9 protein-coding genes are annotated in these 16,228 nt (G+C 68.2%); 2 read left to right on the forward strand and 7 right to left on the reverse strand.

Features of this window, described 5'->3' with window-relative positions; genetic code table 11:
- Nucleotides 1-101 precede the first annotated feature (101 nt).
- Nucleotides 102-1,385 (forward strand): transcriptional regulator, encoded by a 1,284-nt coding sequence (locus tag ACZ3KP_RS31500; protein WP_467503572.1) that lies wholly within the window; start codon nucleotides 102-104, stop codon nucleotides 1,383-1,385.
- Here ACZ3KP_RS31500 and ACZ3KP_RS31505 read toward each other — a convergent pair.
- Genes ACZ3KP_RS31505 through ACZ3KP_RS31515 form a run of 3 tightly spaced genes read right to left on the reverse strand, consistent with a single transcriptional unit; the run spans nucleotide 1,366 to nucleotide 3,138 of the window.
- The gene (locus tag ACZ3KP_RS31505) at nucleotides 1,366-2,028 is read right to left on the reverse strand and encodes an HAD family hydrolase (protein WP_467503574.1); all 663 of its coding nucleotides are present in this window, start codon (nucleotides 2,026-2,028) and stop codon (nucleotides 1,366-1,368) included. The genes ACZ3KP_RS31500 and ACZ3KP_RS31505 overlap by 20 nt on opposite strands.
- Nucleotides 2,029-2,083: 55 nt before the next feature.
- A complete protein-coding gene (locus ACZ3KP_RS31510) occupies nucleotides 2,084-2,278 on the reverse strand; it encodes a hypothetical protein (RefSeq protein WP_467503576.1) in 195 nt (64 codons plus the stop codon).
- Nucleotides 2,279-2,286: 8 nt separating this feature from the next.
- Nucleotides 2,287-3,138 (reverse strand): helix-turn-helix domain-containing protein, encoded by an 852-nt coding sequence (locus tag ACZ3KP_RS31515; RefSeq protein ID WP_467503577.1) that lies wholly within the window; start codon nucleotides 3,136-3,138, stop codon nucleotides 2,287-2,289.
- 264 nt (nucleotides 3,139-3,402) lie between these two features.
- On the opposite strand from ACZ3KP_RS31515, the gene ACZ3KP_RS31520 reads away from it, so the two are divergent.
- The gene (locus ACZ3KP_RS31520; RefSeq protein ID WP_467503579.1) at nucleotides 3,403-4,059 is read left to right on the forward strand and encodes an ATP-binding protein; all 657 of its coding nucleotides are present in this window, start codon (nucleotides 3,403-3,405) and stop codon (nucleotides 4,057-4,059) included.
- A gap of 103 nt (nucleotides 4,060-4,162) precedes the next feature.
- Here the strand turns inward: ACZ3KP_RS31520 and drmB are convergent, their stop codons facing one another.
- From drmB to ACZ3KP_RS31540, 4 genes are read right to left on the reverse strand one after another with little or no spacing between them, the layout of a single operon-like run.
- Entirely contained in the window at nucleotides 4,163-6,028 is a 1,866-nt protein-coding gene (drmB, locus tag ACZ3KP_RS31525; RefSeq protein WP_467503581.1) for a DrmB family protein, read from the reverse strand.
- Nucleotides 6,025-9,273: a helicase-related protein gene (locus ACZ3KP_RS31530; RefSeq protein ID WP_467503582.1), complete on the reverse strand. Its 3,249-nt coding sequence runs from the start codon at nucleotides 9,271-9,273 to the stop codon at nucleotides 6,025-6,027. The genes drmB and ACZ3KP_RS31530 overlap by 4 nt, the downstream gene beginning before the upstream one ends.
- A complete protein-coding gene (locus ACZ3KP_RS31535; RefSeq protein WP_467503584.1) occupies nucleotides 9,270-11,177 on the reverse strand; it encodes a UvrD-helicase domain-containing protein in 1,908 nt (635 codons plus the stop codon). Before ACZ3KP_RS31535 ends, ACZ3KP_RS31530 begins: the two co-directional genes overlap by 4 nt.
- A complete protein-coding gene (locus ACZ3KP_RS31540) occupies nucleotides 11,174-15,934 on the reverse strand; it encodes a DEAD/DEAH box helicase (protein WP_467503846.1) in 4,761 nt (1,586 codons plus the stop codon). Before ACZ3KP_RS31540 ends, ACZ3KP_RS31535 begins: the two co-directional genes overlap by 4 nt.
- Nucleotides 15,935-16,228: the final 294 nt, after the last annotated feature.

Here is a 16,228-nt window from a genome sequence, read left to right on the forward strand (position 1 = left end):
GGGGACTCACAAAGGGCTTTCGTGACGTCTTCAGAGGGATGGCACGTCTGAAATGGGACCTCCTGTGGGAGAGTTGGAGGAGCCGTAGCAGGAGGTGCTCAGTGTCCAGGCCCACCGGCAACGTCCGACTCAAGGCCGCCCGCGTAGCCGCGGGTTTCAACTCCCAGCAGGATTTGGCGGACGCACTCACCAAGCACGCCAAAGACATGGGTGTCAGAGGGTTGTCGATCGGTGTACGACAGGTCCGCCGCTGGGAGTCGGACAACCCGCCCTGGCCGCAGCCGGACTGCCAACGCGTTCTTGTCCACCTGCTCGGGCAGAGCATGGAGGCGTTGGGCTTCACGCCTCCGTGGGGTTCCGACGGGCCACAGAGCGCAGACCACGTGCGGCGCAACAGCATGGCCGCCGGCGGCCCGACAGCGCCGAGACGCCGGACGACGCTGCCCCGGAGAGCCGTCGTGGCACCGCAGCCGTCCACGGCGGGCGCGGACTTCATGGCGGTGACCCGCGCGCACCGTCGGCTCTACTGGACGGTCGCACCGGCCGAACTGCACCCGGCCGTCGTCGCGCACGCGACCCTGGGCTGTGTCCTGCTCCCGGAGACGACGGACTCGACACGGCGGGAGGTCGCGGGCGCCATGGCGGAGACCTACCTTCTGGCGGGCCGTATCGAATTCTTCGACCTGCGCGAGCCGGCCACGGCCAACGACACCCTCCTGCTGGCACTGCAGGCGGCGGGAGAGGCGGATGACGCGCTGCTCGGTTCGGCGGTCATCGCACACATGGCGTTCGTCCCGGGATGGGTGGCGGACCGCGACGGCGCGCTCGAACGCATGACGGCCGCCCGCACCTACGCACGGCGTGCGCCGGCCTCCGCGGAGTTCCTGGCGTGGCTCGACGCGGTGGAGGCCGAGTGCGAGACACGTTCGGGCAACTGTCGCACGGCGCTGCATCTCCTGGGCCACGCCGAGGACGTACTGGCAGTGGGGAACGAGCACCCTTCGCCCGAGTGGCTGGACTGGTTCTCCCCGGCCCGCCTGGCGGCCTTCAAGGGCAACACGCAAATGATCGCGGGCCATCTCCCGCAGGCCCGCGAGAGCCTGCTGCGGGCGCTGGGCGCGATGACACCGTCCGAGGACAAGCAACGCTCGGTGGTGTACGGCGACCTGGCAGCCGTGGAGGCGGCATCGGGAAACCCGGAGCAGGCGTGCGAGTACGCGGCCAAGGCCCTCGACCAGCTGGCGGTCACCTGGTACGCGACCGGCATGGACCGGGTGCGTGAGGTACGCAGAGCGCTCGCGCCCCACCAGGCCGAGCGGTGCGTACGCGACCTCGACGACCGCCTGTACGACTGGTCGACGACGCTCAGCGCGCTCGGTCGTTGAAGCGACGGACCAAGGGCGGCAGTTCAAGCAGACCTTCGACCCGGAATGTGGGGAGGTCCCTGGCCTCCCGTCCGTTCCACTGGATGGTGGCCCAAGGTCCGCGGTGCACCAGGGCGGTCAGCATGCCGGCCTGTCGCGCAGGTCGGATGTCGTTGTCGCAGCGGTCCCCGACGTAAAGAATCTCGCCGACGTCGAACGGCACGGCGTCGGCGACCCGCTTGAAGAACTCGAGGTCGGGCTTACTGGCGCCCCAGTCGTCCGACGTACCGATCAGATCCACGTCGTCGGAGAACAGCTCCCGCAGGATCCCGCCCGCCCGGACGGTCTGGTTCCCGGCGATCCCGAGCCAGAGCCCGTTCTCCCGCAGGGCGGCAAGCGCGGGCCTGACATCCGCGTAGAGGTCCTCCTCCCCGAAGGACTCCGGCTTACCTGCGCTCGCCCGCTTCTCCCGCTCCTCGTGGAGATCGAACCCGGGCCGGAACTCCTGGAAGACGTCTCGGTAGTCCCGCCCCTGAGCGATCACGGCCCCGAACATCGCGTGGAACGTGTGCCGGGGCACGCCGAGCCAGTCGGCCCAGGTGCCGTACTCCCTGGTCTCGTCCACCAGGCACTCACCTACGTCGAAGACGACTGCGCGGATCATGGGAGGAGAGTAGCCGGGTAGGTGGAGGAACCGGGCAGGTTTGCCCGGGGGTGCCTCACCTCAGCAGGTGGTCCGCTTTGCCGGCCTTGATATCGCGGATCATGGTCCGCAGGGCGTCCCGGCTGTCCATGATGTAACGGTCCTCCTGGCCCTGCACCGCTATGTACGCGTTGCCGGAGTCGTCCACGCCCATCCGGAAGCACGAGTTGCCTTCCCCGCAGAACGGCTCTTCCCACTGAATCTCCGGCATGACGTCTCCTAGAGTTCGCGTGCGACGGCGTGGATGAAGGCTCTTGAGTCCTCGGGGGACAGGGCCAACTCCTCCAACCGATCCAAGTGAGCCCGGTACTTGGCCAATTCTGCCTCGCCGTAGAGGAAGTCCGGCCCGTGGGAGTTGTCGATCTGCACGGTGTCCAGCTGCTCCGTCGGCCCTTCCGCGTACAGCACGGTCTGCCCTGCCCCGGGAAAGGCTCCGCTGGTGAAGGGGACGACCAGAACCGTTCGACCCTGCCTCTCGGACTGGTCAACCAGGTGTTCGAGCTGGGCGCGGCTGACCCTGGGGCCTCCGAACTGCATCCGCAGCGCCGCCTCGTGCACGATGCCTGTGAAGGTGGGGGCCGCCTCGGAGGCGAGTACCTCCTGGCGGTTGTTGCGGTGAGCCGCTCTCAAGGCGACCTCGTGTTCGGGCAGCTGCGGAAGGACGGCGCGGAAGACCGCGAGGGCGTAGTCGGTCGTTTGGAGCAGCCCAGGAATGTGCACGGTGCACGCGGTGCGCATGTGAACCGCCTGCCACTCCAACTCGGCGATGTCCAGCAGGCCTTGAGGAAGAGTTCCGCGATACCGCTCCCACCAGCCGGAGGCGCTGGGTGAGGCCATTTCGACCAGGGCGGCCACGTACTTCTCGTCGTCGCAACGGCAGTGGTGAGCCAGGGTGCGCAGACGTTCTTCGCTGATGGTCCGGACCCCGGACTCCATGTTGGAGATCTTTCCGCGGTCCACGCCGAGGAGGTTCGCGGCCTGCTCCGCGGACACTCCCGCAGCCACCCGCATCCTGCGCAACTCATGACCGAGGCGCCTCTGGCGTTGCGTCGGTACTGCCCTCGGGGCCATGTCGATCCTTCCGTCTCGGGCTCGGAGGGCAGTCTGCCGTGCTGTGCGGCCCGCAAGCCACGAACGAGCTAATTTGCCGAGTTGAGTGGCAAATTTGCCAAGCGGTCTTCTAGCTTGGACATCGCGCCGCTCACGCACAGCGAGCAGAAGCGCATCGCGTATGCCCCCTGTTCTCTCCTGCCCTGGGAGGGGCGGCCTGCGCCAGGGTGACAGGCCACTGCTTCACGAGCAGCGCAACGAAACAGGTGGACGAAGGAGTAGGACATGGATTGCGGTGCGTGTACGCCGAGAGAACCTTGGGGACTTTCTTTCGCTGCCGAGCCGACGGAAGTGGCGACGCTGCGGCGCTTGCTCCGGAATCGTCTGGGCTTTTGGGGACTGGCGGAGCTGACGGAGTCGGCCCAGCTCTGCCTGAGCGAACTCATCTCCAACGTGATCACTCACGTGGGCCCCGGCACCCCGACGACTTTGGCCGTCTCCGTCAGCGGTACGCGCCTGCGTATCGAAGTCCATGATCCCGACACTCGGGCTTTACCGCGTCTGGTCGACTCGGCCGGCGACGCCGAGGCGGGGCGCGGCATGGCTCTCGTGGCCGCGCTGTCCGAACGCTGGGGCGTCCAGCTCCTGCCCGATCGCAAGATCACGTGGGTCGAACTGGGGTCGGGACTGACGGAGGCGAACGGCCACAGCAGAGACGTTCGGGTCTCCAGAGCCGCGAGTTGTCTGCACCTCTACAGCGCGGGGTTGCCAACCCAACTGGCGGGATCGAGCAGGCTGAGCGGCACCGCCGTGGAGGAGGTGGCGATCGACGTCATCGCCGATCTTCTCCACTGGCTCCGAGCCCATGGCCACGACACCGATAAGGCGCTCGACCGTGCCCAGGTGCAGTTCGAGTCGGACACGCGACAACCTGCACGGTGACGGACGGTCGTCGCGCCAGACGGCTTCTGGTGTGTTGTCTCTCTCGAAGTATGGCGAAGGCGCCGCCGGTCGGGGCCGGCGCCTTCGCCATGGCAGGTCGGTCTCAGGGATTCAGTATGTCGGCGAAGAATCCTGTGTCCGGGTCCTCCGGGGTGCCGACCAGCAGCGCGCGGTCCAGGAGGATGTTGTTGTGTTCACAGCTCGTCTCCGGAAGCATCACGCAGGCGTGGCACGCGGCCAGGTTCGCGCCGCCCGAACCGGAAGCCCCCGCCTCGATGCACAACGGGTCCGCAGAGCACCACGCGGCTCGGTGGAGGGCCGCACCGAGTGTCTCGACGAGGCGCTCGGGCTCTCCCTGGGCCACCAGGCCGCCGAGACTGCCGGCAGAGTCACTGGTCGCCGTGTAGATCAGGAAACCGGCCATCGAATCGTCCGTGTAGAGGCGCTCACGCAACGCGCCCGACGGATAACCCGCCTCCAGACTCCATTCGTTGATCAGCACGTGCGCGAGCGTGTGCAGCAGCACCATGCGGGGAGTGGCGGGGGAAACGGCAGGCTCCGTTCCCTTACGGGCGCGTTCCCGCAGCATCCGGTCGTGGCTGGTACGTATGCGCTCGACCCGGGTCGCCGCAGAGGTCGATCCGACCCACTTGTCGAGTTGTTTCTCGTCGAGGTGTATGAAGACCCCCTCGCCGTGCACCTCCATGGCCGGCAGCCAGTCTGTCCGCGTGAGGGACAACGCTGCCTCGTGCGCTTCGGACGCCGACTCCGGGTCCGCCACGCGCGTGAACGCCTTCAACGCGCGCACCTCGCGCAGTCGCTTGACCAACATCGGCCGTGCGACGCCGAACGGCGCGAGAGCCGCAGGGTTCGACACCGGCGGTTCACAGACGAACTGCTCCTGGCGTCCCTTGTCTCCCAGCTCGTTGCCGGAGCGGAGGCTCTCGTACTCCTGGCGGCGCAGCGCCTGGTAGCGGCTCGTCGCAGTCGCGTGCGCGTCACTCTCGGGGGTCGGGTCCTCCTGCTGCTCCGCCTCCAGGAGTTCCATCACCGCGTCGACGGTGACGGAGTCGTCGTTCCGGAAAGCACCCTTGAGGTAGATCTCGATCTCCATGCGGGAGGAGTACGCCCGCAGGTTGTCCCAGTGGTCCGCGAGTTTGGCGGCGAGACCGCCGCTCCACGGCGGGATGGACAGCGCGGACCTCAGCACCGGCTGCCACACCGCCGACGAACCCCGCTGGAGAGTGCGCGGCGTCTGCGTGCAGGACTCAACGGGGGCGTCCTTGAGCCAGGGACGCCGTCCTTCGCAGCGCAACCCCAGGTCGCTCAGGGCCGAACGGCGGAAGGCGCCCTCCATGGACACCTTCGGCACGCCGCACGTGCACGACACGACGATGGAGCGCAGGGAGGTGCTCTGGCCGTCGAAGCGCAGGCTCATCTGCCCGCCGCAGTGGCCGGACGTGCCTTCCTCGCGGTTCTTGCGGTGCAGCCACTTCCAGTAGGGGAAGTCGTCCAGGTGTCCTTTCTCGCAGGCCACGACGAATCTGGACGGCACGAGCGGCTCGTCTTCGCAGTCGCCGCAGACGTTCTTGCCCGGGGGCGGGTTGAAGCCTCGAACGTGCTGCAACGACTCGCATTTAGGGCACGAGTGCCACAACGGAAAGCGTCGGACACGGACGCCGTCCCGACTCGACTCGTCGGAGGCCGGAGGCAGACGGAAGTGCCTCACGCCCAGGACCCGGGCGAGCCTGTGCTCATAAATTCTCGGGGATTCGGCGTCGGACCAGATCCGATCGGCGTCGTCGATGCCGGAGACGATGAACGACTCGTTGTCGACGGCGATCAACCCTCCGACGCCGTATGTCGTGATCATCTGCGAGCGGCGAACCGCGCCTCGACGGGGGAGAGCGAGGCGGCGCGCGCCCGGTTCTCCGGAGCCGCGGCGGCGCCTGCTGGGCGGCGGGGTCATCGGGAAGCCTCCAGGAAGAGAGCGGACTCGGCGTCGACGTCGCGCAGGCTCCACATCGTGGACCAGGGACCGTCCGGATCGTCGGACTCGTCGTCGAACGGTTTGAGCAGCGCGGGAGCGGTGTTGCCGCGGGGTTCGTACAGCAGACCGCCGTGCGCGGCTGCTGCTGCCCGCCAACACTCCACGAATTCGTCGAAGGCGTCGGAGGTGTCCGACCGTTCCGCCGAAGCGATGTGCTGCACGCGACTCATCAGCAGTGGTTTGATCTCGCCGTACACACGGTCCACATACGTCTCGATCCGTCCGGCGGCCTCGTTCTCCCGGGCCTCGGGGAAGGCGATCCGCACCAACGCCACGATCACGGCATGCAGGCCGCGGTGGCGCGCCCTGTCGGAGAACGGTGTGACCGAAGTCGACTCGACCTCACGATAGAGCGCGGAATGGAAGTGCAGAAAGCTCTCGTAGTGCGAACGGTCGCGCGAGCGAGTCGAGTTGAGCATCACCGCCACCAGGCCCGGATGGGCGCGGCCCACGCGGCTGGTCGCCTGGATGTACTCGGCGGTGGTCTGAGGCTGGCCCATCACTGCCATGAGGCCGAGACGGTCCACGTCGACACCGACTGCGATCATGTTGGTGGCGAGCAGGACGTCACGGACGTCCCGGTCCGGGTAGCGTTTCTCGATCTCCTTGAGCCGGGCCGGGATCAGGCTCGCCTCGACCCGGCTCGTCAGCTCCGAGTAGCGGGTGGAGATCCGCACTTTCGTGCCGTCCCGCTCGGCCAGAAGGCGTAGGTAGTCCTCGACGTCGTCGTTCACCTGGAGTTCGGCGGCCGAGAGCAGACGGAGACTGTTGAAGTAGCCCACCAGCGTCCAGTACGCGTCGCGGACCTCGTCACTGGTGTCCGAGTACATGGCCTGGTGGAGCAGCGTCGCGTACGTGCGGATCAACAGCGTCGACTGGCTGGTGCCGGGGGCGAGCAGGCCCACGTAACGGCGGCTGGCCTTGGCCGCTCGGTCGGTCTCCACGGCGAACCAGGAGTCACGTGCGTCCAGGCCGGCTGGGGGGAACTGGCGCACATCGCGGTCGAAGAGATTGCGTCCCTGGTCGGCCGCGCGACGGATGGTCGCCGTGGAGGCGATCACCTTCGGTTCGCCGGAGAGTGCGTCGACAGCTGTCTCGTACAGGCCGGTCAAGGTACCCAGCGGGCCCGAGATCAAGTGGAGTTCGTCCTGGACGATCAGTTCCGGGGGCGGTGTCGCGTCGCCCGTGCGGTCCCGGTTGAACAGCGCGGCGGTCTCCTGCCGCCACGGCATGGAGGCGAACTTGTCTACTGTGGCGATGACGAGGGTCGGACGAGCCGCGTAGACGGTCTCGTCAACGACGTGCACCGGGAGACCCGAGGCGAAGTCGCAGCCGGGGCCGGGGCAGCGCACGTCCATGCACACCTCGTCCTCGTCCACCGCGTAGTGGTGGGCGTCCAACGCCGTTCCGCACCAGGGGCAGGCGTGCAGTTGGACCGGGTTCTCCTTCTGCAGGTTCTGCCCGCCGCGCAGCATGTCCAGCCGTTCGGCGGCCACCTTCAGCCTGTTCGGAGTGGCCGACTTACCGACCCACATGCCGATCGAGATGCCTTCGTCCCCGAGTTGCGCCGGATCCTTCCGGCGCATCAGCTCCATGGCGCAGATGAGAATGGTCGCGCGCTCGAACTGCTGCAGGGTGAGCAGCCGCAGCGTGTAGCGCATGAGCACGGTGACACCCCCGCCCGTGGCCCCGCCGCGCAGCCGACGCAGAAACGTGGTGAATGCGATCAGACCGAGGTACGCCTCGGTCTTGCCACCACCGGTCGGAAACCACAGCAAATCCGAGACCTTGCGGTCGGGATGATTCGGGTTTGCGATGCCGCTCAGGCAGAGCAGCATGAAGGCGATCTGGAACGGCCGCCAGCGTTGGGCGGACAGCTTCGGCTCGCCCTCGCGGCCTTTCTTCACCCACTCGCTGCGCGCCCGCTGCTGCGCCATGGCCCGGTTCGCCAGTTTGAAGGCCGCCATGACCTTCGGTTCCTCGGCCAGCAGATGGATGCCCTGCCGCATCCGGCCGAGAGCCTCGCGGCAGGCGTCGAGCTGCGCCTGCGCGGCCTCCTCATGGACGGTCCCCGCGAGGGCGGAGGCCTCGGTGTCCTTGGCGTCGATCCACTGCTCGTAACCTCGGGCCAGTCCGCGCAGGGCGTCGAGTACCTGGGCATCGGTACCGTCGGCCAGGCCGAGCATTCCGAGCGCCGAGTCGTCGATCTCCGGGTTCGAGTCGGTCAGTAGCACCTCGTGGGAGGGCACGAACTCGGAGCGGATCTCGTCGATCGCCGCAGGCCTTATGTCGGTGAGACCGACCTGCGGCGGCGTCCAGTCCCAGTGAGCCGAGCAGCCGTGGCCCACCGCGAAGGTCGGGGCGTGGCGGTACAGCAGACGGCTCGCGGCGACATCCACGTCTCCCGAGGCCAGCGTGGCGGGGCGTTCCACGAATGCGGATGTGCCGTTGGCCGCCCAGACCCGGAGGCTGGGCTGGAACAGGGAGAACGCGTCCTGCAGATCACGCTCGCTCACGACCTGTGCGTTGATCAGAGTGACGGTGATCGTGGCGGTACCGGCGTCGGGGCGGACCGGACGTACGAGGACGTACAGCTTCACCGATTCGCCGACGAGGTTCCAGGTACGGCCCTGCGGCCGGGTGACGTCGACCCGGATGTCCGGCAGCTCCAGTTCCCGGCGCCTCCAGTGCTCGCGCTGAGCACCGGTAATCCGGGCCTCGGCACGCTTCGCGGACAGGGGCCGGCCCTCGCTGTCGACGGGGTCGTACACGGCGGCTCGGGCGGAGACGATGATCTCGGGGGCGGTTTCCGGTTCGACCGCGAACGTGAGTCCCATGGTCGAGGGGCGACGGTCGCCCGACATCGGCGGTTCGAAGACACTGCTGCCGTCCTCGGAGTCGTCGCTGCTCAGCAGCGGTGCCTGGTCCACCGTGCCCTTCTGCGCGTCGGCGTCCTCCGACAACCGTGCTTCGGCCTCACGGTCCGCCGCCCTCGGGAACAGCACACCGATCGGGTAACGGCTGATCGGGGCGTCCTGGGTGAGGACTTCCACCGGGTCGTCACCCGCCTCGACGTCCGGTCCGAGAAGCTCGCGGCGCAGTCGGGCCACCAGTTCCTCGCGGACCCGATAGTGCTCGGCGTGCCGGCTGTTGCCCTGCGTCATTCTTCATCCTTCCCGGCGCGCTCGCCGCGTTGATATCTTCCGAGTCCGGTGATCCGGGGAGCGATCCACACCCCGTGGTCGCCGAGACCTGCGTTGGCTCCGGCAGCCAAGCTGCCCGCGACCGTCTCCAGCGTGTCCACCCGCAACCCGACGATCTCGGTGGGCCAGTTGATCTCCCACCGGGGCGAGACGCGCTCCACCGAGTACAGGTCCCGCCGGAACCGCTCCGAGACCTCGCCGACGACCCGGTCGCCGTGGACCAGGTCGTACGGCGGGCTCTGGTCCGGCCCCGCGGGAAGCGGATGACGCAGCTGCAGCGTCATCGCGTCGCCCGGCCGCACATGCTCCAGCAGGTAGGTCTGGATCTCGGCGGCGGTGCCGTCGGAGTCCGGCGAGCCGGGCGGTTCCTCGCGGTGGATGTCACCGGCCGTGGCCTCGATGCCGAAGCGTTCGTACTTCAACCAACCGCCCACGTACCAGCGGCCGGCGTGATGCCGCCGGATACGAGCGATATCCGGACGTTCCACGTGGTACAGATCCTCTCGCGCCCGCGTCATCCCGACGTACAGGGCCCGAGCCTCGGCGGACACGTCGAGGTCCTTGTGCACCTTGCGCAACTCCGTCACGGACTGCGGCGACAGCAGCAGCACCCGGTCGTACTCCAGGCCCTTGGCCCGGTGCACGGTTGAGACGACGAGTGAAGCGGTCTCCGGGTCCCCCAGGTCGTCGGGGAAGCGCCCCTCGGCCACCAGATGCCGTACGGCGGACACGTCGACGAGACCACGCCCGGTGCGGCGGGTCGCGGCGCGCAGCGAACGCCAACAGCGCTGCGGATCCACATCCGCCGACAGCGGGATCTCGGCGAGCAGTTCCAGAAAACGGTCCTCGGCGAGCGTCAGCGACTCGGCGCGACGCACCAGTTCGGCCACCCAGTACGGCACCGGACGGTCCCGCAACGAGCGTTTCAGCATGTGCTCGACCCCATGCTCGTAAAGCAGTTCCGAGACGGCGAGGGCCTGCCGGTTGTCGCGGGTCAGCACCGCGCACGTGCCTGGGTACGCCTTCAAAGCTTCCAGGGCGAACCCCCCGGCCAGTTCACCGAGGCCCGGCAACTCGTGCAGCAGGTCGCGCAACTCGGCGTGGAGCGTGGAGGCCGCGGCCTCCTGGCCTTCCGGGGAGCGGGCGAGGTGCTGCAGCCGGGGCCCGAGAGCGAGTGCCGTACGGGCCTCCGGGGTCTTGGCCCGGAAATTCTCCGTCAGGGACAACTCGACGAGATCGTCGTAGGAGTCCCGCAGCCAGTCGAAGAACCGGTCCGTTTCGCCCGCGCGCTCCTCCGGTTCGACCTGAAAGCCGTAGATGCCCTGTGCGGAGTCGCCGACCACGGTGAAGCCGCAGGAACGCTGGTAGCAGTCGAGCAGGGTCTCCACCAGGTTCCGACGGTCGCCCACCAGGTCCTGTGCCTCGTCGATCACCACATGCGAAGGGGCCCCGAGCTCACCGGCCTCCACCGCGCCCCTCTCGATCGCGTACGTGGCCTCGCGGATGCGCTCGTCGAAACTGCGGGACGCCCAGTCCTGGTCGGGGTACGCCTGGACGAGGAGCTGGTACGCCCACGAGTCGAACGTCTGGACCCGCACCCGGCGGGCTCGGTCGCCGTGGCGGGCAACCCGGTCCCGCAGCTCACGCACCGCCGCGCGGGAGAAGCTCAGGACCAGGATCTCGCCGGCCTCCAGCGCCTCCTCCGGGTCCTCGTGCCCCACCAGTGCGTCGAGGCGCCGTACGACCGTGTGGGTCTTGCCGGATCCCGCCGCCGCGGTGACCAGGAGCCGGGTGTCCCAGGGGAGTTCCACGACGGCCCGCTGCTCGTCGGTGAGCAGGGGGCTGTCGCCGTAGGCGTCGGTCACTTGCTGCTCCACAGGTGCTCGAACTGGGTGAAGGCCAGGGCGGTGTCGAAGTTCCGGATGTTGTCGCGAACGTTGAGGATCCGACAGGTCGGCTTTCCGCCGTTGAGGGGGCCGCGCAGGCCACGTCCGATCATCTGCTGGTACACGTTGGGGCTGTAGACGGGACGGGCGACGACGACCGCCCGCGTGGCCGGCGCGTCGAAACCCTGCGTGAGAACGCCATAGTTGGTCAGGACTCGGGTGCGGCCCGACCGGAAGTCGTCGATGCGGCGGCGCCGATCGTGGGGCGAGGTGTTGGAGTCGACGGCGGAGGCGGTGATGTCCAGGTCCCTGAGCTTCGCTGCCAGGAACTTGGCGTGGTCGACCGAGGTGGCGAAAACCAACACCGGCCAGTCCTTCGGCATGGCCGAGATCTCTGCCAGGATGCGGTTGTTGCGGTCGTGGTCGTCCGCCAGCCGCTGCTCTGCCGCCCTCGACAGGACGCTGAGCTGCTCGGCGTGCTGCTTCTCCTCGTGGTTGAGGGTGATGGTGCCGCCCTGCAGAAGCCGGTGCTCGACCTGCGCCAGCATCCCGAGGCGCTGCAGCTCGGCGTACGCGTCGCCGCTCGTGAACACGCCCTCGTCCAGCCGCCGGGCGCCGAAGCGGTTGATCAGGCGGCGCGTCTCGTCCTGGTTGGTGTTCCGGAAGGGTGTCGCGGTCAGGCCCAGGAGATGACGTTCCGTGCGGGAGGCCGTCAGCCCCAGCTGGGCCAGGATGTCGGTGTAGCGGGGCGTGATGGCTGTGTGCGCCTCGTCGACGATGACCAGCGCCGCGTTTCGCAGCCAGGCGTACGAGTCGGCGGCCAGGCAGTTCGGCTGCTGGAGCTTGGCGTCGGTGGCGACGACCAGCTGCGGCCGGTCAACGACCGGGGCCGCCTCATTGCTCGACCACAGCCGGTTGATGGCCAGCGGTGTCTCGGCGCCCACCTTCTCCCAGACGAACTTCCAGCTCTGGACAGCTTGTTCGCACAGCTCCTCGGTCTGGGCGATCCACAGGATCGGCCCGTCGAGTTTGCCGACCTGCTTCACCCAACGGATCACCGCCTCAGCGGTCACCCGCGTCTTGCCGGCGCCGGTCGGCAGCGACAGCATGCCGCGTTGCGGGACCATGCGGTCCAGCAGGGCGAACACATTGGCTGCCAACCGTTCCTGGTAGTCGTGCAGCCGAGGGAAGTGGCGCGGTCCGTCCACGTCGATGCGCGGCTCCAGCGACGGTGCCCGGAAGCCTGCGAAGGAGTCGGGGAAACGGAGGTCGGCGACGAAAGCCACCGCGTTGGAGGAGCCGCGGAATGTCGACGGGGCATGCGTGGGGTAGAGGTTCTGCAGGTCGCGGGCGTGCTCGTGCAGCACGCTGTCACCATGGGCGTTGAACGCCATCTGCGCGACGCGATACCCGTCGGGCTCGGCCCCGCCGTTCTCGGCGCGCTCACCGTCGAGCAGACCGGTCGGGAGCCGATCCCGCAGGGTGTCGGCCCCCAGCAGCAGGAGCAGCTTGGACACCACGTCGTCTGCCTCGCGCACGGCCTTCAGCGTGTTCTTGACCTTCTGGTCCTCCTCCTGACGTCGCTGGGCTTCCAGAACCTGCCGGCAGCCGGCGGCGCCCATGTTCCAGCGCAGTTCCCGGTCCACGGCCATGAGTGCCTCGAGCGCGTCGGCGGGTTCCAGCACGAGAACGGTGGCCCCCTGGAGGCTGCTGTTCAACGTCCTGGGACACATGCCGTTGGGGGTGCGTGTCACCTCCTCGAGGACCTTGCACCGCTGGAGCATGTACTGGTCCACCTGCGAACCACGCAGCTGGCGCAGCGCCGGGTACGCCTCCTTGAGCGGGATCGGCTCACCTGCGGGCTCGTACCGGGTCTCTCGGCTGATCACGTCGGCGTACGGCAGCATTCCCCAGTGCTTGACCAGCAGGGCGGCGTCGCCGGGCGACGCGGTCAGCAGGGCCGGCTGCCTCTCGGCACGCAGGGCGCGGTACTCCGTCTGCGACGAGGCGACGGCGATCTCTCCGTCGGGGCGCGTGCCCCACTCGTCCCCGATGCGGCAGCGTGTGAGCGAATCCTCGGGGAAGGGCACCCCCAGCCGGGTCAGGAGCACATAGGTGTTCCCGACGAACGCGTCGTCCTCGCTGCTCTGGAGCTTCTCCATGAGCTGCGTCCAGAACGCGGTCGGGACCTTCTCGACACTGTCGGCCAGGCCCAACTTGCGGGCCTTCTCGGAGGTGATCCGCGCGACCGGAAGGATGTCACCGTAGGCGTCGAGCTGAGGCCCGACCGCCTCGGGGATCGAGCGGAGGCCCAGTGTGGTCTGGACGAGGCCGTGTCGACGCAGCATCCAGCGGATCGGCGAGAACACCGCCTGACGAGTGCTGACCTGAGCTCCGACCTGGAGTGTCCAGCTGTCTACCAGGGCCTCCTCGGGCAGCGCGGTGAGAAACTTGGCGCGGGCCTCCGGAGACAGCTGCGGCAACAGGTGCAACGGCCCGCCGATCGCGGCTCCCTCCAGCCTCATCCGAGCGAGTCCCGGCCGAGCCGCCTCGGTGGGCAGTTTCGAGCAGTACGCCTTGTGCCCGGCCTCGCGGTACTGCCCGAACCACACTTCCCCCTCCGGACGGTGACCGGCCGTCGGCCGGTCACGTAGACCGACCTCGCGGAAGAAGGCCATGTCGTCGGAGTGGAACCGGGTGTCCACAGCGATCGTGGGGTCCGATTCCGCCGTCACCACCGGCCCGGGCAGCAGGCAGTCCCGCATGGGCCGCGAACTCCCGCCAGCCGTGCGGACGTGAAGGGTCGAGAGCGGGTTGGGGACGAGTCGCACGATCTCGTGCGACAGGTTGGCGGTGCCGGCTTGGTGGAGCAGCTCCCAAAACCTTGTCCACTCCTGGGGACCGTACGAGGTGAATCCCTGTTCCAGGACGCTCACGAAGCGACCTCGGACGTCCGCCTCGCGGATGCCGAGCAGTGACAGCGCACCAGCGAGCGACGGGTCGTCGGAGAGTGCCGTGTCGACGTACACGAGGGACTCGCGCAGTCCGTCCTGGTCGACGCGTCGGAAAACCTTCCCGAGCGTCGGGGCCACCATGCCGTGCTCCTCGGTCAGCACGATCCGGGCGGTACGGGCCTCGTCCGCGTACGACGAGGACGACTTGACCATGTCGGCGACGATGCGCACGGCTGCCTTGGACGCCTCGGCAGTGCCGTCGGCAACCAAAGCCTCCAACCACTGCCGTACGGAAGCCCGTTCGCGCTTGGCCGCCTTGAGGACGTGCTCCACCTTGCCCGAACGAAGGTCATTGGCCTCTACGGAAGGGTGCAGCCAGTTCGCGGGGCGACCGGGATAGGCGTTCCACATGGTCAGCCAGCGCAGCAGCGATTTGCTGTCCTTGCCGAGCGACGGGTGGACGTTCAGGTCGCGCGGTACGCGCAGCTCACCGGCCTGGTCCGGCAGCGACGGGCGATGGGCGGTTGCTTCCCAGATCCGCTCGGTGAGGTAGCGATCAGCCCAGCTCACGGTCTCCGACTCGCGGGAACGACCGGGCAGCAACGGCAGGTACGCGGCCGGATCCTCGGTGGGCGCCAGCCGAGGCAGCGACTCGACCACCAGCCGCGCGGCGACCCGGATCATCTCCTCGTTGAAGGGGGAGGAGTCCAGCAGGTTCTGCCGGTCCTCGTTGGTCTTCCAGGCCCCGTTGAGGATGCCGCTCAGCGTCATCTCGTACTTGGTCGGGAAGAACGACCAGAATCTGCCCCGTCCCCGAGGCGAGGTGAGCAGACCGGTGTTGGCCTCCTTCTGGTACTCGCGCACGGCCCACGAGAGGTCGATGGATATCCGGTCGTGCAGCTCACCGGCGGCGGCACGCGCGACCTCGGTCGGCTCGTGGGTGAGCGTGAACACCTTCCACGCGTGGTCGGCCGGTGGCCTTCCGGGCCGCTCCTCATGGACGGTGTGCAGCTCCTGTTCTTGCCGCACGGTGAGCGTCCGTCGCACGACGGGTCTCGGACGTCGGTCCTCCAGGACCACCTTGCCCACATGCGGCGAGAAGAGCTGGAATCCGGCGGGGAACTCCTCGCGGACACCGGCCGACTGACCTCCGTGCATGTCTTGCGCGAGCCGCTCGGCGGCGCCGTCCAGCAAGGGGAGACGGACGACGGTGGTGGCCCAGCCCATGAGTTCGTCGAGCACGGGGTCGGCGGCACGCTCGGCGGCCTCGTCCAGCACCCGAGCCATGCGCAGCACCGGGGTCTCGAAGTCCTCCCCGAGCCGGGCGACGACTTCGGGCACGGCACGGATCCGCTCATGCGCCCAGTCCCGGTCGAAGCCGAAGCAACCGGTGGTGCTGAAGAACTGGGGGGCGTCGGTTACGACGAGAACCGATTTCACGCCCACTCCGAAACGACCGATCTGGCCGCCGCGCTTCCGCGACATGCTCATCCGGAGAATGGTCTCCGCACCCTCGGGCGTGACGGCGGTCCCTTCGTTCGCGCAATAGAGATGCTTTTCGGTGAGGACGACGTGGACGCGGCCGCCGGGCTCGGCGGCGATTTCGTCCGCAGCATTCTGCACGAGCTCGAAGAGCTGCCTGTCGCCGTATCCGCCCTGGGTGATCCGGCGCTCCCCGTTCGCGTGTTCGGGGACGAGGCCCGGATCGACGGCGTACGTCTGGAGAACGCGGGAGGACTGATCGAGCACGGTATCGAGCACAGGCTTCGGTTCGGGTGACACGGGACTCCGATCCTGGAGGGAAACGGCCTGTTGGGACGACGTCGTGGGGATGTCGGTCGAGCGGGTGTCCGACCGGTGGGGAGTCGGACCGTGACATTCGCGGTTGTTGGGACGGACGCCGTCGCGGTGACGGTGGTTCCGTCGTGCGACATGCACTTTCCATCGAGGCGATGCAATTGTTTTTGTTAGACGCGTGACAATTCGGGTCATGGCTTGCGGCGATGCGTAGGAAGGTGCGCGCCGATTGCATGCGAATCGTCGGGAAATATCTCAAGAGGGAAGGCGGCGCACTTC

The organism is Streptomyces sp. NPDC020958 (genome assembly GCF_055562175.1).